A 17,277-nucleotide genomic window follows, 5' to 3' on the forward strand; every position below is an offset into this window, starting at 1 on the left:
CGGCGAGGTTGAAACTCATGCAAGAAGCCCCACCCACGCGCGAGTTTTCCGTTAGGAAAACTCGTGGGAAACGCACAAGTCAACTTTTATCCACAAAGCCAACTTGTAGCGTTTCCCTTTAGACCTTAAATTTATCAATTTCAAAGCCGATTTTTTCTACTACGTCTTTTACTTCAATTGAGAGGGTTGAGAGCGTTGCGCTTGTTCGGTTGATGTCTTCGGCACCAATGCTCATCTGTCCCATGCTCTCGTTTATCTGGTCTGTGGCGAGCTGCAAAAGATTGATTTCGTCAAGAATTGCCTTGTTGCCTTCTGCCATTTCTTTTGAGGCAGTTTTAACTTCGGCAGTGCTGTCGTTCATGTCCTTGAGTGCATCAAAAATTTGCTTTGAGCCTTCGAGCTGTTCTTCCATTGCGCTTTTTATCTGCTGAACCAAAAGGTGAGTTCCGTCGATTTTTGTAGAAACCGATGTGAACGAAAGGTCAGATTCTTTTGACGCGTTCGAGACATTATCAATCGAAGCCATAATCAGCTTTACCTGTTCGTTGATCGATTTTGATTGCAACGTTGAAGTTTCCGAAAGCTTACGGATTTCGTCTGCTACCACCGCAAATCCATGCCCCGCAACACCTGCATGAGCGGCTTCAATTGCGGCATTCATTGCAAGCATGTTCGTCTGGCTCGCGATGCTGGCAATAATCTTGTTGGCTTCTCCCAGCATGTTTGACTGCTGCTTGATTTCTTCAACACAGATATTTACGGCATTTTGCTTTTCGCGACCTGTTCGGGCATCTTCCGAAAGACTGTTGAACTCGCCCGCCATCTTGTCCATTGATTCGTTTACGGCCTTAATGTTTCCCATCATCTCTTCAACAGCGGTTGATGCCTGAATTACGCCGCTTGACTGAACCTGAATCAGCTTTTCGAGAGAATCGATGTTTCGTGCGATTTGGGTAACAGCTGTCGCCGTCTGCGTTACGGAATTTGACTGCCCGTTAATCTGGCTTCCAACGCTGTCAATGTTCGCAAGAATCTCGGTGATTGCTCCGGCGGTTTCAGAAATGCTTTCCTGAAGCTGTCCTTCGGATTCTTTTAGAATATCCTTTGATTGCTTGATGTTTCCTACGATTCCTCGGAGTTTTCCTACGAATCTGTTGAATCCGCCAACCAAGTTTCCGATTTCGTCGTTCGTGCTGACTTTGATTGTCTGGGTAAGGTCTGCTTCGCCGCTTGCGATTATGTCGATTGACTTGTTGACTTTCTTTAACGGTTTGATAGCCCTCGTAATTGAGACCGCAGTGATTATGAGAAGCAAGTTTCCAATAAGGATGACCAAAACGATCATTCCAAGTCTCATTCGGTTTGCGAGTGCCTGAACTTCATTATTTTCGAGCGTAACAACAAGGAACCACGAGGTTCCGATTATCGAGCTGAATGCACCGAGTCGTTTTACGTCGCCAGTGGTGTATTCCTTGCTTCCGAGTTCTTCGCCAAAAATGTAATTTGCCAAATCCTTGTACTGACTGTTTTTAAGAAGATTTTCTTTCATAATCTTTGATTTGTCCGGGTGAGCCATAACGGTTCCGTCCCGGTCGATTATGAATGCGTAGCTTGTGGAGCCTACCGAAATGCTGTTCGAGATGTCTTCGAGCGTTTGCAATGAGACTGCCCCGCAGAAAAATCCGATTGGTTCCCATTCTTCGTCATAAACGGTGCGTGCTACGTAAAAAATTGCAGAGTTGTCCAAAAACGAGGTGTATGGTTTTGAAACGTAAGTGACTGCTTTTGCCTCAAAGACTGCCCTGTACATGTCTGAGTCTTTTACATTGAATTCTCTTCCGTTTTCGAGGTGTGCCACACCGTCTTTTCCAGAGTAGAAAACATAGTCCATGTCCTCGTTCTTTAGGTTATCGTGCTCCAGGAGCCACTGAACGATTTCTTCATCATTTTGAGTTTTTACGACATCCGCTGATGAGAAAATTCGCATGTCGTTCAAATAAATGTCTACCCAGCGAGAAATTTCGTCGGCGTTGCTCGTGGCAACTTTTGTGGTGTAGTCCGTGTAGACATTCAGCATCGTTTTGCGGACTTGCGAGACAAGCAAGACTATGAGGACTGTGAACAAAACGAAAAACGCGCTTGCGATTATCGTGATGATTTGTTTTGCCAATTTCTTGGTCTTTTTGCTACTTGAATTAAACTTTTCTTCCATAACTCTTTCCTTAAGGGTTCCCTTAAAAATCAGCTTTTTTGCTTTTTGCCGGCTCGGTCAAGGAGTCGCTGCATTTTTGGTGCAATCCGTTTGCAGTAGCTTTCTGCAGTTTCTTTTCCGTCAATTACAAGTTGAAGCTCGCTGAAGAATTTGAAGTACCACGAATTGTTGTAGGTGTATTGCTCAGGCCAGCTTCGTCCTGTTTCTTTTATGATGCGGATGTATTCCGCCCGGTTTGCGGGATTTCCGCTCTTGCTCGTGTATCTTGAAGACAGCGACTGCAATGTTGGAACCTGCATGTCCAAATCCGTCATTTTTTCCATCGTCGGTTTGTATGCCGAAAGATACAGCGCGAATTCTGCGGCAAGCTCCGGGTATTTTGATTTTGAAGAAACTCCGTAGCCTACAGAACCGAGCCAGGTGGCGGTCTTCATGCCTTCTTTTCCGACCGGCCAGGGAATAACGTCGTAGTCGAATGGAAGTGTCTTGAACGCTATCAAGTCCCACGGTGCTGCCGGAAAGAATGCCATTGAGCCTTCAATCCAGCGGAAGTACGGGTCTTTTTCCTGCTCTTCCTTGGCGTTTGGCGCAACTCTGTGTTTTGCAACAAGGTCGCACCAGAACTGAACGGCTTCTATGAATTTGGGATCCGTTACGGTGACTTTTGTTTTTGTCTCGTCAAGGTAATCTGCTTCGTTTCCCCAAATGAACTGAATCATCGAGTAAAATCTGTTCAGCCCTGTTCCGAACTGGTCAATTCTTCCGTCGCCGTTCGTGTCTTTTGTTGTCTTTTTGCAAATGTCAAGAAATTCTTCAAAAGTGAGCGGTTTTGTTGCGCTAGGAGCCTTGACGCCTGCTTTTCTCAAAATGTCTTTGTTGTAGGCCAGAGCGAACGGGCCTAAATCTTTTGGGAGTGCCCAAATGTCACCGTTTCCGAGGGTTGTGCCGTCGTAGCGGTATTTATTTACTGCGTTGGGATACAAATCGTTGAATTGTGCTCCACGCACATTGTTTACGTATCTTGTAAGGTTCAAAAGTCGTTTTTTATCAACGTAAAAGCGAATGTTTTCTGGTCCCACATAAAAAATGTCTGGTGGGTTGTTCGTTGCGAATGCGGCGTTGATTTTTGCTGCAAACTGGCTTTGTTCTACTGAAATCAATTTAATATTTACGCCAGGGTGACTCTCTTCAAAATCTTTTATGAGTTCCTCAAAAATTTCCCTCTCCTGAGGGTTTGCATAGTTCATCCATGTGAGCACTTGTGCGGACAGTTTGAATATTGATAAAACTGTCAGCAAAAAAACTGAAAAAAATAGTTTCTTCATAGAAATCTAATAATCTCCGTCAAAATGAATGCATGATAAAAATCTGCGGGGCTGTCGTGAATCCAGTCGTCCGCAGATTTTTATCAAGTCCTGCTATCTATAATTCCTTTGGTTTCCAAAGAAATACTCGCCGTTTGCCGTGCCGGTCGCGTCGTTGCAGAGCGTCGTAAACGTTACGGTGTCTCTTATGATTCTGTCGTTCCTTGAAAAGTCCGTGGCAAAAAGCACGTAGCCTTCAAAATGACCTTTGCCCTGCAAGTCGATTTTTATTGCAAGTGCATTTTCAAGTCCCGAAGATGAAGAAACTGACCATCGTCCGCTGTAGGCTCCGCTTACAGTTCCGTCCGCGTTGAGCTTGATTCTTACGCTAGGCATTACCCAGCCGTCGCTCGCGCTCAAATTGTTGTTTGAAGTCATATCCGAAAAATATGAGCCTTTCTTTACTTCTGAGCTTCGTTCCGTAAGAATCACGTCGTAATTTCCAAGAACGTCTTCCCGCGTGATTGCCATTTCGGCTTCCCCGTCGTACTCGTTCTGATTGAGCATAGGCCAGCCGCTTTTTGAAAAGAACATCTGGTGAATCTGCATGTAGAAAAAGTAGCTCGGCAAGAACTGCGTTCGGGTGTGGTTTGCGAACATGATTTTTCCGTCGTTCGTCCGCAAAATCGACTGTCCGCCCGGTGAGCGCCATCCACGCTCGTCCTTGAACTGGTAGGCTCCGATGATTTTTCCGCCCACGTTGTGGAAGAATTCTTCGGTTCCTGCGTTGTAAGTAACTTCGTTCATGTTGCGTCCGCTCGTGTCAAGGTACGGGCCTGTGATGCTTTTTGAGCGTCCTACGCCAACTCGGTATTCGTAAGTCAAATCTCCCATCGAAACGAATAGGTAGTAATATCCTGTCTCGCTGTTGAAGATGAGCTGAGCACCCTCGTAAGCTGCTCCCTCGCCGCCAGCGATTTTTACGCCAAATGCTCCCTCTTTTGTGTCGAGTGGTGCGTCAAGAACGTGATGATTTCCGCTCTTGTCGATGTAGGTTGGCTTTAGGGTTTTTGAGTCAACTGTTATGAGCGCGATTCCGCCTTTCCAAGAGCCGTAAGTCATGTAGTAATCGCCGTAGTCGTTTGTAACTACTTTGTTGGTTGCAACGTCCGTAACGAATTCCGGGTCGATGCAGCCAAAGCCGTATGCCCACGGATCTTTTGAAGCGGTTTTCTTTCCGATTGTTGTTGCGGTGTCGAACGATGAAGTGTTCAATGTGTCAAAAACCGTGTCGGAAGTGAATCGTTTTCCGATTGCGGTGTAAATCACTGTTCCGCCGTTCTTTGCCTTTACGGTGCAGTTTCCCGCGTTCCAGTCATATTTTGCTTCGATTGTGAGTCTCATTCCGTCGCGGTAGAGAGCGGCAACTTCGCGTCCGTCGCGGGGAGTGTACTCTACGCTCGCGCCAAAGTCTGAGCCGTAAAAATTTGATGCGGCTCCGAATGCCGTCGCGTTGTTCGAGTAAGAGTCTCCGCGAAGATACCAGCCTCCGCGAGTCGTCTCGTCGTAAAGGACAAAAGCCCATTTTTCCCAGTCGTTAGGACCTACTGAATCGAGTTTTACGTCAAATTCCACAGTCCAGTCGCCTGTCAAATCAGAAGTCCCCGTGTACGAAACTCCGTGAATGTCTGTCCAGTTGCCTTTTACGAGTTTTTTTGGCGATGAGAGTTTGTTTTTTCCGCCGTTCACGCGAATTGCGCTAACGGTCATCTGGTTCATCTCGCCACCGATGTAGGCAGAGAATTTGCTGTCTTTGTTAGGCTCGTAACGTACAGGCGCGTCGTGTGCCTCCCATGCGTAGCGCACGAGTGCTGACTGCTTGTAAGTCGCCGGGTCATATTTGTGAGCTGGCTCAAACGGGCCAAAAGGCGAGTCTGCGATTGCAAGACCAATCCATGCCGTTGGCCCAGAAGCGAGCGCACCTTCCGCAATAAGCCCGTGGAACATGTAGTATTTTCCGTTTTGCTTGAGCACTGTCGGTGCCCAGGTTGTTGCGGTAGCCGGAGTCTGGTTCATCCATGCGAGCATGTCTGGATCCCAGTTCACGATTACCGGATTCGGTGAGGAAGTCCATGTTACGAGGTCTTTTGAGGTTCTTACCTGCAAACCTCGTTTGTGTACGTTCCCGATGCTCGCGTCAGTGGAGTAAACGTAATATGTTCCGTCGTCGTCCTGAAAAAGCTTCGGGTCGTGAGTGTTCAGCGCACCCCAGTTTGCCTGAATGTCGGCATTCTCGGTATCGCTTGTATACTTTGTGTACGGCGTGTAGGTCGCGCAAGAAACTGCGAGAAAACAAGCCGCAAAAGCCGTCAACTTAGATTTTTTCATTTTTTCTCCATAAAAGTTAGAAAAGATAGAAAGCTAAAAATCTAGAACCTAGAACCAAAAGCACAATGCGAGAGGAATTCTGTAACCTACTGCCTGAGTGCTGTTCGTTGTTTCAAATTTTGTGTACTGAACTTCCACACCTGTGCGGAGGTAGCCGTTCCTAAAATTCTTCTGGAAGTATGGATATGCGTAGGCTCCGTAGTAAGTTCCTTTTGAACCTGCTTCCGGGGCAGCTGCATACGGCATCCAGTCAACGGTCATTGCAAAGTCGTCGCTGTATTTTCCCTTGATTCTTGCTTCTGTCTTAAAGAGAGTTCCGTTTGCATCGTAAGCCAATGCTCCCACAGTCTTAAATCCGAGCACGAAAGTCGTGTTTGGAATGTTGTAAGTAAGATGGAATCCCAAAGAATCGTAAAAAAGTTTTTCGTTCAAGGTGATGTAATGCTCTGTTGAATATGCAGTTCGGTTTTCTGCGCTCAAAGTCCACTTGTCATCAAAACGGTACTGTCCCGAAACTCCAATGTAGTGCATGAATGCTTTGTCGCCTATGGCTTCAACGTCGCGGTATCTAAAATCGTATGTTGCGTTTACGTCGAGCTTGTCGAACAAGCGTGGTGAGCTTACCTGAAAGAATGCTTCTCCAAAGTAGCTTTCGTCAGAATAGTCTTCTGTTCCCTCGTAGTGTGTCTCTGGTCGCCAGCCTGCCGCAAAAATCTCGCCGTGGTTGAACTGATATTTTGCGAGAATCTTTCCTTTTTTGTAGAGTTTTTCCCAAGTGTTGTATTCTGCGCTGTTGATTCCGTTTCCGTCCACCGGAAGAATCGGGAATCCGCCCATAAGGCTCAAGCCCGGAACCGCGTAAGGAAGAATCTCAAGTCCTGTAAAGTGCTGACCCATTCCGCGGTCTGCGATACTCTTTATGTTCTGACCTTCCATTACAAAGCCGTCTGCAATGTAGCCGTTGTTCCATTCCTCAAATTTTCCAGTCCAGATGCGTGCCTGTCCGTTAAAAAGGTCAACCCGCATGTTTCCCTGATGAAAATATGTGAGCCCGCCTGCGAGACCTTCGTTGTCATCGGCTGTTGAGTAGCTGTCGTACCAGCTGCCTAAAGAAGCGTCGAGCCGAACACCAAGGATAAAGTGAAAATTCGCTGCGTCAACGTATGCGTTGATTTCTGAGCGTCCGTTGTAAAAAGAACCGAATTCTGCAGCCGGGTCTGTGTGCTCCCAGTCAGCGTCGTCAGTTTTTGAGAAAGTCTGTCCCACCGGGAAGTTTGTGTAATCGAGATATCCGTGAAAATTTACAGTCTGTGCATAAAAAGCCGAAGCCGCTGTCAAAACTGAAAGAGCCGAAATGATTTTCTTAATATTCATAATTTTGATTCCTTATTTTTTCGTGATTTACTGTTTTTTCGAAGAAGCCTCGTAATAAACGCTCTCGTCGTCCGAACGCCAAGCTTTTACGGTGTAAGTTGCCTCGCCGTCAAAAGAAACCGTAACAGTGTCGTAAACGTCGCCAGTGCAGTTGTACATATCTGGTGTTGCATATGAATTCGTTGTTCCTGTATAAGCCGGTGCATTCGTGAATGACTCATTGCTCCAATTGTCTGCTCTCAAAGCCCAGTTTTTGTTTTCATCAGAATCGAACAAAATCGTAACAAAGTTGTTGTAAGCTTCAGCACCTGCTGTATATTCAGTCAGTTTGTAAGTTAATGTGAAGGCTTCTGAACCTGGAATCGAAGTCATAAGGTAATTACCGAAATCCCAGTATGCAAGATTTTTCTGTTCAAGCGGTGTTGCCAAAAGTTCCTGCTCACTGCCTTTCATGCTGAGTTTTGCGCTTTCTACGGTGAATGTTGCATTGTCAGAACCCAAAGTTACGCGTTTTGTAATGGCATCTTTAGAGGCTGATGAATAATAATAAACTGTTGGATCATCTGTTTTTGAAACATGAACGCTTGCAACCTCAGTTAGAGGATTCCAAACCATTTTTATCGTAAGCTTTCCGTTCCACAATGAGGTGTCACCGTAAGTACCTGCGAGATATGTGTTTGGAGTCGCTGCATTTCCTTCGTAATAAACATTTGAAAGTGAATTTATTTTTGCGTTTGAATAATGGTCTGGGCGCAAAATCCACTGCTCAGCGTTACCTGTGGTTAAAAATGCTACCCACTGATTGTAAGCTGTTGGCTCAATATCATCGCTGTCATCGTCTGTTCCGTAAGCGACATAGTTTTCAATCGTAAAAGTTACGGTTGTGTACTCTTCAGAATCAAAATAATAGGTCAAATAATTCGTAAGTTCTGGTGAGTAAGAAGTTTCTTTGTATTTGTAGCTTTCTGTAAGCTGCTCAACGCCATTCTGCTTAACGCTGGTAACTGTAAAAGAAGCTTTGTCAGAGCCGAGGCTCCACGAATAAACAGGCTTTTCAATGTCCATTGAGCATCCTGCAAAAAATACACTCAAAGCAAGTGTAAGAGATACAAATATCCCTTTAAGACTTTTGGTTTTCATATAATCCTCCAAAAAGACCAAAAATGAGTAAAATTAAAACTTTTTTAATGATTGCTTGTTCTGGAAAATCCTAAATTGCTAGCCGAGGAACCAAAACATTCATGTGACTTTTTTAATAGGTAAGTGCGTTTAGTGTTAGCGGTAAGTCAAAAAGATGCTAATGAATAATCATATCTTATACAATATTATTTTATCCAATACTTCATAATCCCATGTTATCTAACGTTGTTTTTAAAACTCAAAAAAATTGATTTTTTAAAGACGTTATACTAGAAGGAAATTTTTATACTCACTGCTAGGCTAAAGTTGCTTACAAATAACGAGTTTAACTTGTATTGTGCTTTCTATTTTGTTGTATGAAGATTTAAAAATACTGAAATATATGCGAATTTTTTGGACTATAACGAACTATAACTAAAAATTCTATAATTTTTTATTAGATTGATTCCAAAATATCGCTTTTTAACAAAAAAGGCCGCCCAAAGGCAGCCTATGAAGTTGAATGAATGAATTGCGAAGTAAAATTACATCGTTGAAAGTTTTTTAGAAACTAACTCCGTGGCAACTTTCGGGTTTACTTTACCGCCACTAGCTTTCATCACCTGACCCATGAGCCAGCCGACAACGTTTGTTTTTCCGGCTTTGTAGTCGGCAACAGCCTTTGGATTTGCCGCAACAACCTGATCAACAATTGCTTCGATTGCACCTGTGTCAGAAACGCTTTCCATGCCTTCTTCTTTGATGATTGCAGAAGGCAATTTTCCGTTCTCAAGCATTTTTGCAAATACTGTTTTGCCCTGTGCGTTGCTGATTTTTTTGTCGGCAATCGCGTTTACAAGTTCTGTAATATGATTTGGCGTTATGTTAACGTCGTTAATTGTAATGTTCTTTTCGTTAAGAACCGCAAGCAATTCTGCAAGAATCCAGTTTGCAACTTTCTTAACGTCTTTTGCGTCCTTTGCGGCGGCTTCGAACCAGTTTGCAAGGTCGCGTGAAGAAGTGAGAGTCTCAACGTCAAAATCGCTGAGCCCGAATTCTTTCTTCAAACGGATTCTCTTTGCTTCTGGAAGCTCGCCTACACGTGCGTTTGCGCGGCTTATAAGTTCTTCGCTTACGCTGAAAGGCTTAATGTCTGGTTCAACGACGAAACGGTAGTCAACGAACGAGTTTTTTGTACGCTGAACGACAGTCTTTCCGTTAACGTCGTCCCAACCCATCGTAACTTTGAATCCTGCGTTGAATTCCTGACGGTCATTTATAAATTCTTCGAGCTGACGCTTAGCCTCGTAAGCACAAGCATCCTTGATTTTCTGGAATGAGTTCAAGTTTTTGATTTCTGAAATCGGCGTGTGGTACAATTTGCCGTCTTCCCAAACGTTCAGGTTGATGTTTGCGTCACAGCGCATGTTTCCTTCTTCAAGGTTTCCGTTCGTAACGCGAACGTAGCGAAGGATTTCCTGCACGGTCTGCATAAAGAGCGCCGCTTCCTCCGGGGAAGTCATGTCTGGCTTCGTGACGATTTCTACGAGCGGGGTTCCGCATCGGTTGTAATCGATGTAAGAATGTGCACCCTGCAAGTGGAGAGACTTACCTACGTCTTCCTCCAGGTGGATTCGCTCGATTCTTACGCGGCGATATTTTTTTCCCTGAGACTCGATAATGCAGTCTTCGCCCTTAAAATTCTTCGGACGGTAATTTGAGCCGCCTTCAAGTGATTCTTTAGGGTAGTGAGCCATCGGCAAGTCAACGTGTCCGTCCGTGCAGAGCGGAATGTCGTACTGCGTAATCTGGTAGCCCTTTGCAAGGTCTGGGTAAAAATAATGTTTTCGGTCAAATTTTGTAAATCGTGCGATATTGCAGTTGAGTGCAAGTCCGGCTACGGCACCAAGTTCAACGTAGCCTTTTGAAATACGTGGCATAGCTCCTGGAAGTCCAAGACAAACCGGGCAAACTCGTGTGTTCGGCATTCCCCCGTAACGATTCTCACATGCACAGAAAGCTTTGGTTTTTGTAAGAAGCTGAGTATGAATCTCGCAGCCAATCACAATTTCGTATTTATCGATAGCCATTTAAATCTCCAAAAGAAATGATCCCAACGCGGTTCGAACGCGCGACCTTTCGCTTAGGAGGCGAATGCTCTATCCAGCTGAGCTACGGGATCAAAAAAGCGTTACTAAGAATATCAGATATCTGCATTTTGCTCAACTATCGCGATTAAAAATCACGAAAGAACGTCTTCCAGTTGCCATACGTCCTCAACGCCGTTCACGAGAACTCCGCCCATTCCGAGCGAAATCGCAAGTGAAAGGTCAATGTCGAATCTGTCGCCCACCGAGACGCATTCAGAATAGTCAACTTGCCTTCCCAGTGCGTCGCTTGCTTCCTTTACGGCGCGGTCAAGAATCTTTTTTGAAGGCTTTGAGGCCATGCACGTGTCAAGTCCGACGATTACTGGAATCAAATCTGAGATTCCGATTACGTCGAGAGTTTTTCTTGCAGGCTCCACTGGATTGTTCGTCACGCAAATTAAATAGAATTTTTTAGAAAGATTTTTTAGAGTTTCAATTAACTTTTCGTCGCGTTTTAAGTAGTCTGCCGGGTCAAAAAGCGTTTTTCGCCATTCGATTGACGTTTCGATTGAAACCCCGAACGAACGGAGAAGATTTCCGAGACTGATTTTTTTTCCGTCGTGGTCTTTCGCCCATTTTCGCCTGTAATCCGCAATCATGTTTCGCGCGCCGTCCGCACTTAGATGGTTGAGTTTTGCAAAATGGCGCACCTGCGCATCTATCTGCTCGTGAGCATATTCGGGGCACGTGTAAAGAGTCGAGTCAATGTCAAAAATCAGAACTTTTGGATTTGTTGGCATGTTAAAAGTTTCCACTGGAATCACCTCTCTTTGTTTCTGTTTTTTTGTGCCTACCTGCAAAGCACAAAGCAAGCTTCCTCAAAATCGTCATAGTCGCCAAGACCGACTCTTGCAAGAATCAGGTCGCCTATAAGCTCCGCGTCTCTACACCACGGAACCCTGATTTTTACGCCGCACGCTTTTTCCTTTTGAAGAATCCATTTTTCGTCCAGGCATTGTCCGCCCGTCATCGTCATAAATGGCGGAAAAACTTCTCCCGCGTTTTCGGCTGTATTTTTTAGCCGTTCCAAAGATTCTTTTAGTATTAAAGAAAGCTTTTCCGGGTTCTCGTCTTTTAGTCGCCCGCTGTTTTCCACAAGAACGGAAGCGTTCCAAAGCCCCGGAATTGCGCTCGGAAGCGTTCTGATTCCCTCGCCGGTAACTCTCGAAGCCGTGCACAAATTGATTCCTTCGCTGGAGCCAGCCCTGTCGCACATCGTTCCTGGGTAAATCGTTCCCGTGCCCAAAAGCGCGACCACAAAATCCGGCGCACCGCAAAAAACGAGCGTTCCTTCCAAAAGCCCGGTCTCAAGTGCCGCCTTTGCTGTGAGCTGCCCCGCAAAACTACCCATTTTTACAAACGGCGGAAGTTTTTTTGCGTCCGATTCAGAAAATCCCGAAGCTTTGAGCGAGTCAAAAGTCCAGTACGCGTCGGTAAAACGTTCTTCTGGCAAAATCGTAAGTGCTTTTCCTGTAAGACGATAGATTAAATATTCCGGCCCTGAAAAAATATATTCCGAGCCATTCCATTCGGATTCAAAATTGCTCTTAAAATGCGCGAGCCGGGGAATGTAAAGGGAGCGTGTAGATTTTAGGTTGAATTCTGGATTCAATTTTTGTGATAAAATTTCCTCGTTCCACAAAAAAGTCGTTCCGTTTGATTCTGCGACTAAAGTTGGACCGTTTCCGCTTACGCAAATTGCTTCAATTGCGGCTTCGGAATTCTGAGCCTTCATGTCTAAAAGTGCATTTTTTAGCGCGGTGAGCCATACTTGAGAGATTTTCGTTTTGTCTTCGGCAAAAATCTCTTGCCGAGAGTAAGCCTCCACTGTCCGCTTGTCGGAGAGCAATGCGGCTTTTAACGAAGTCGTTCCAATATCAACGCAAAGAATCGTATCCATGCCTTCAATTCTACAGTTTTTTTGCCCCTGCGAGAAGAGAAACTATTTCGCATTATAAACTTGTAGGGGGTAAAAAAATTGTCTGCACTACCGTAAAAAAACGTTTTTGTTCACGCGGTGCAAGGTGCAAGGAAAATTATTGACGTCGCTTTGCGGCTCACCTTGCAAACGTTCACAAAAGCCGTTTTTTTACTCTCGTTCCGACAATTTTTTTAGTCCACATTCTCGTAATGCGGAATCCTTCGAAGTATAATAAAAAGTATCTGCGTTCTATCAGCGTCTATCCGTGTTCATCTGCGTCAAAAAATTATTCTCGTGCACATTTTTGAAGTTGAATTATCGGAAGTTCGGTGTACAATTATAAGGTAATATTTTCATGGAGGAGAATTTATGGTTATATCAATTGGAAATTGCGTGAATGTACAGACCGAGTATATTCTTTCGGTTCTGGGATACGATGATACAGGAGTTGAAATCGTATTGAACGGTGCATCGCTCTGCTTTGAGATGGCGGACAGCAACATGCAGAAACAGGTGATTGAGCTTGTTGGAATTGCCATGCATGCTGAGGCTGAGCAGGCAAAAATTATTGCGGACGGTCTAAAGGATATAGCAGTCAAATCTTTCCAGAGTTTTAGTTCTCGTACGCTGAACAAGCGTCTTCAGGAAATCGCGTCGGATATTGCCCTTACAAAATAAGCTTTATGAATTAAAAAAACTGGTGTGCGTGCAAAGTCAACACACCAGTTTTTTTGTCTAGGCTCAATTTTGAGTTTTTGTTTTCAAAGCCTGCCTTGCTTTATAAAGTTTGTAATGACAGGCTTTGCAGAAACTTTTCGTTCGTCCTATTTATTATCAGCCTTGGAATCTGCTTTACCATCCTGCTTTGCAGTAGCCGCAGTTCCGTCGGTGTCAGACTTCTTTATGAGCTTGTCGATAATTGTTCTGTTGTCGAGAAGGTCGCTCAAGCCCTGATCGTGGTGGATTCTCGTGATTACGTTTGCGAAGAGACCCGTAACGTTCGTAGAGATGAACCACTCTTTGTCTTTCAAGTTCGAGTGATAAACGGCATTCGTACCGATTACGCGGTAGAAAAGCCCGTCTTTGTAAGCCTGATCAAAAAGCTCGATTGCGTTTCCTGTAAAGAACGGAAGAGAAATCGCGGCGATGACTTTTGTGGCACCCTGTTCCTTCAAGAATCCCATTGCTTTGAGGAGCGTTCCGCCAGTTCCGAGCATGTCGTCAGCGAGGAATGCAACCTTGCCCTTTACGTCGCCCAAAAGTTTGATGCTCTTGATGTTCGTGTTTTTTGCATCCTGTGTGACTACCGAGTAGTCTCGTTCCTTGTAAATCATTGCGAGAGGCACTTTGAGACCAGAAGCATAGAACTTGTTTCGGTCAATTGCCCCTGTGTCGGGAGAGACTACAACCAAGTCCTCCTTGTTAGGTCCCGTAAGATTTACGACTTTTGTAAGCTCCCGGATAATCTGGTATGAAGCGTGAAGATTGTCGAGATACGTCGTGTTGAATGCGTTTACGATTTCGCGTGAGTGAATGTCGAGCGTTACGATTCGGGTAACACCTTTCATTTCGTAAATGTGACCGAGCAGGCTTGCAGTGAGTCCTTCGCGGCTCTTCTTTTTGTGCTGTCTGCTGTATGGATATGCAGGAACTACGAGTGTGATTGATTTTGCACCTGCCTGCTGAACTGCGTCGATTGTGACGAGAAGCGTCATTACGTGGTCGTTTACGGAGAAAGTCACTTTGTTCTTTCCGCCGTTCATGTCGATTGGCTCGTGGTTTTCAACGTCCTGGAAGATATAGATGTCTTTTCCGCGGACACATTCAAGAATCTCGGCTTTTACCTCGCCGTTCGCGAACCAAGTGAACAAAGTGTCTACCTTGAACTTTGGCGGTCGGTACTTGTCGATAGCTCCACGAACAACCAAATCCGAAGTGACCATATCGTTTCGGAAGTTCATGTCTTGAACCAACTTTTCTTTTTCAAGATTGTAGCGTTTAGAAATAACATCAGTTTTTAGTGCAAAACGATGTTTGTACATGTGTCGAAGATGCGCGATTACTTCGTCGGCAAAAACGGCTCCACCAGGGCAAGCGATTACGCCCAGATTGGTTGGTTCTGAATAAGGCATTTCAAATTCCCCTTACTAATAATTAGTAAAAAATTTTATAAATCTCTGTAGTGCAACCTAAAAAACGGTTTTGAATGACTAAAAGTCAGTTTTTCCTTCGATAGAATTCGGGAACTACTTTTTCCAAGGAGCAAAATTGCACCGTTTTTTAATGCGCTAGAGAGCGATATTTTTATTTTATATTTTTCAAACTTTATCGTCAATCGAATGAATTGAATTGCAAAACTTGCGCTTTAATAGAAAAATTTGCTATTTGCTTTCATTTTGTTTTGCTTCGTTCCAAATATTCATCATTGCGGAAAGTTTTTCTTTTGAAAACGGAATTCCTCGCTCGGCCATCTTTTTTTCGACGTATGAAAAGCGTCTGTAAAATTTGCGGTTTGCCCTGTCGAGCGCGAGTGTCGGGTCAACACCCAGATAGCGGGCGTAGTTTACCGAGGCAAGAAAAAAATCCCCGATTTCTTCTTCTAGATGCAGCTGTGCGTCGTTCAAAGCTTCGTTTCCGCCGCTTAAAGTGAACGGCTCGTCCGACGGTAATTTTTTTAGCTCCCGGACTTTACGCGCGGCTTCCTGAACTTCGGAAATTTCTTCGCTGATTTTTCCGAGAAACTGAGACGGGCTTTGCCAGTCAAAATTCTTTTTGGCGGCTTTTTTGACCATTTTGAACGCTTTCAATAATGGCGGAAATCCTTGTGGCACTTGGTCAAGGACGGAATCGGTCTTTCGGCCTTCAACGTCATCCTTGATTTTGTCCCACTGGGTGAGCACTTCGCCGGTCGTAATTTTTTCGCCTTCGTTCTTAAAAACGTGCGGGTGCCGGCGGATTAATTTTTCGTTCACTTCTTCAAAAATCTCGCTGAGCTTAAAGTCGCCGTTCTGTTCGTACATGTACGCCGTTAGAAGCAGGTTGAACATTACGTCGCCGAGTTCTTCGCGGATATGCGGGGTGTCGTTTTGGGTAATCGCGTCGATTGCCTCAAAGGTTTCTTCCATTAGGTCTCGGCGAAGGGATTCTGGGGTTTGGTCTTTATCCCAAGGGCAGCCGTTTTGTGAGCGGAGGGTCTTTACGGTTCTGAGAAGTGACAAAAATGACTGTGCGCAGAGATTTTCTTCATCATTTTTATTCAATTTTATTTCTCCACGATTTTTCGTTTGCTCCAGCCCTGCAGAAGTTTTTTCTGCCCGTCCTCGTTCGAAAGAAGAAATTTTGCGAACATCTTCGTTGTTTCTCCAAAAACTTGTGCGAGGATTATGCGTTCGTCCTGCGTGAACGATGAGAGAACGTAGTCAGCGATGTCTTTTCCCTCTGGTTTTGTGAGCCCGAAGCGGAGTCGCCAGAAATCTGCCGTGCCGAGTACGGCTTTTGTTGAGCGAAGCCCGTTGTGGCCACCGAGTCCACCGCTCCATTTTAGACTGGCGGTTCCCATTGGAAGTTCCAGCTCATCGTGAACGACAAGAATTTCCTCCGGATTGATTTTGTAAAAGCGGGCAAGTTCGCCGATTGCTTCTCCGCTTAAATTCATGTAAGTGAGCGGTTTTAAAAAATAGATTTTCTCCGGAGCGTCTTCCGGGATGTGCGGGGCAGAGCCGTCTTTTTTTGCGTAAATTCCAGTCTGTGCGAACCATTCTGCGAGTGTCGCTGTTTCTACGACGGCATAGTCGCCTTTGAATTTTTGTTGCCAGTTGAGTTTTTCATAAAAAGGAAGCTGCGACGCGAACTGCCATGCAACGTTGTGGCGTGTGTCCTTGTATTCAGCTCCGTAATTTCCTAAAAATGTAACAAGTTTTATCATTGTAGAAAAGATTTTACTTTGTTCGCCGACTGCTTACAAGTGCATAAAATTTTAAAAGTGTGGTAAAATTTCTTTTCAGAAAAATTTTGAATCATTCTTTTTAGTGAGGAAAATATGAACGAAAATAAAATGACTCCGCACAGCGCAAAGACTCCAACTCCGCACAATAGTGCGAGCAAGGGCGAAATTGCAAAGACAGTGCTTTTGCCGGGCGACCCGATGCGGGCAAAATACATCGCGGAGAATTTCCTTACGGACGCTCGTGAAGTTACTTCCGTCCGCGGAATGAAGGGCTTTACGGGAAAATACGCCGGAAAGGAAGTTTCGGTGATGGGAAGCGGAATGGGCGGACCGAGCGCTGGAATCTACTCCTTCGAGCTTTTTAAATTTTATGAGGCTGAAAAAATAATCAGAATCGGAACGGCGGGCGGTTACAAAGAAAGTCAGCTTCCGGGCGACCTGATTTTTGCGATGACGGCTTCGACTGATTCGAATTATGCGTATCAGTATGCTTTGCCGGGAACGTTCTCTCCTTCGGCTGATTTTTCGCTCCTAAAAAAAGCCTCCGACTTTGCGGGCCAAAAAAATATCCGCTTTGAGGCCGGTGCGATTCTTTCGAGCGACATGTATTCCGAGTACAACGCTCTGGGCGAAGAAGCGTGGACAAAGTGGGCGAGAATGGGCGTTCTTGCGCAGGACATGGAAACCTACGCGCTTTACTGCAACGCCGCTTACCTCGGAAAAAAAGCCCTTTCAATCCTTACGATGGTCGCAAACTGCGTTACGGGAGCAACTACGGATTTTTCATTCAAATCCCTGAACCCAATGATAGAAACCGCACTGTGCTTGGTGTAATGTTTAGGACGTCCGCATTATAAACTTGT

Annotated in this window: 13 protein-coding genes and 1 tRNA gene; 2 read left to right on the top strand and 12 right to left on the bottom strand. The window is 45.0% G+C overall.

Annotated features, from left to right (window positions below):
- Positions 1-118: 118 nt before the first annotated feature.
- The 9 genes from JI65_RS10210 to JI65_RS10250 form a co-directional block, all read right to left on the bottom strand.
- Entirely contained in the window at positions 119-2,212 is a 2,094-nt protein-coding gene (locus tag JI65_RS10210; RefSeq protein WP_191016041.1) for a methyl-accepting chemotaxis protein, read from the bottom strand.
- Between the two features lie 29 nt (positions 2,213-2,241).
- Positions 2,242-3,537, bottom strand: a complete 1,296-nt coding sequence (locus tag JI65_RS10215; RefSeq protein ID WP_191016043.1) for an ABC transporter substrate-binding protein — start codon at positions 3,535-3,537, stop codon at positions 2,242-2,244.
- Between the two features lie 93 nt (positions 3,538-3,630).
- Positions 3,631-5,904: a family 43 glycosylhydrolase gene (locus tag JI65_RS10220; protein WP_191016046.1), complete on the bottom strand. Its 2,274-nt coding sequence runs from the start codon at positions 5,902-5,904 to the stop codon at positions 3,631-3,633.
- A gap of 48 nt (positions 5,905-5,952) precedes the next feature.
- Positions 5,953-7,278 (bottom strand): hypothetical protein, encoded by a 1,326-nt coding sequence (locus JI65_RS10225; protein ID WP_191016048.1) that lies wholly within the window; start codon positions 7,276-7,278, stop codon positions 5,953-5,955.
- A 27-nt stretch (positions 7,279-7,305) separates the two neighbouring features.
- The gene (locus JI65_RS10230) at positions 7,306-8,418 is read right to left on the bottom strand and encodes a hypothetical protein (RefSeq protein WP_191016051.1); all 1,113 of its coding nucleotides are present in this window, start codon (positions 8,416-8,418) and stop codon (positions 7,306-7,308) included.
- 524 nt (positions 8,419-8,942) lie between these two features.
- Positions 8,943-10,487, bottom strand: a complete 1,545-nt coding sequence (gene gatB / locus JI65_RS10235; RefSeq protein WP_191016054.1) for an Asp-tRNA(Asn)/Glu-tRNA(Gln) amidotransferase subunit GatB — start codon at positions 10,485-10,487, stop codon at positions 8,943-8,945.
- Between the two features lie 18 nt (positions 10,488-10,505).
- A tRNA-Arg gene (locus JI65_RS10240) sits at positions 10,506-10,579 on the bottom strand.
- Between the two features lie 60 nt (positions 10,580-10,639).
- On the bottom strand, positions 10,640-11,302 hold the full coding sequence (locus tag JI65_RS10245; protein WP_191016057.1) for an HAD family hydrolase: 663 nt from the start codon (positions 11,300-11,302) through the stop codon (positions 10,640-10,642).
- Between the two features lie 35 nt (positions 11,303-11,337).
- On the bottom strand, positions 11,338-12,447 hold the full coding sequence (locus JI65_RS10250) for an FGGY family carbohydrate kinase (protein ID WP_191016059.1): 1,110 nt from the start codon (positions 12,445-12,447) through the stop codon (positions 11,338-11,340).
- A gap of 390 nt (positions 12,448-12,837) precedes the next feature.
- Here JI65_RS10250 and JI65_RS10255 point away from each other — a divergent pair, with 390 nt between their 5' ends.
- The gene (locus JI65_RS10255; protein WP_191016062.1) at positions 12,838-13,146 is read left to right on the top strand and encodes a hypothetical protein; all 309 of its coding nucleotides are present in this window, start codon (positions 12,838-12,840) and stop codon (positions 13,144-13,146) included.
- 146 nt (positions 13,147-13,292) lie between these two features.
- Here the strand turns inward: JI65_RS10255 and prs are convergent, their stop codons facing one another.
- The 3 genes from prs to pth form a co-directional block, all read right to left on the bottom strand.
- Positions 13,293-14,600: a ribose-phosphate diphosphokinase gene (gene prs / locus JI65_RS10260; RefSeq protein ID WP_191016064.1), complete on the bottom strand. Its 1,308-nt coding sequence runs from the start codon at positions 14,598-14,600 to the stop codon at positions 13,293-13,295.
- 249 nt (positions 14,601-14,849) lie between these two features.
- On the bottom strand, positions 14,850-15,728 hold the full coding sequence (gene mazG, locus JI65_RS10265) for a nucleoside triphosphate pyrophosphohydrolase (RefSeq protein WP_242457219.1): 879 nt from the start codon (positions 15,726-15,728) through the stop codon (positions 14,850-14,852).
- A 2-nt stretch (positions 15,729-15,730) separates the two neighbouring features.
- Positions 15,731-16,393 (bottom strand): aminoacyl-tRNA hydrolase, encoded by a 663-nt coding sequence (gene pth / locus JI65_RS10270; protein WP_191016067.1) that lies wholly within the window; start codon positions 16,391-16,393, stop codon positions 15,731-15,733.
- Positions 16,394-16,507: 114 nt separating this feature from the next.
- Here pth and JI65_RS10275 point away from each other — a divergent pair, with 114 nt between their 5' ends.
- Entirely contained in the window at positions 16,508-17,248 is a 741-nt protein-coding gene (locus JI65_RS10275; protein WP_242457220.1) for a purine-nucleoside phosphorylase, read from the top strand.
- Positions 17,249-17,277 lie beyond the last annotated feature (29 nt).

Origin of the sequence: Treponema zioleckii (genome assembly GCF_014737315.1) — a bacterium.
In the GTDB taxonomy this organism is placed as follows: domain Bacteria; phylum Spirochaetota; class Spirochaetia; order Treponematales; family Treponemataceae; genus Treponema_D; species Treponema_D zioleckii.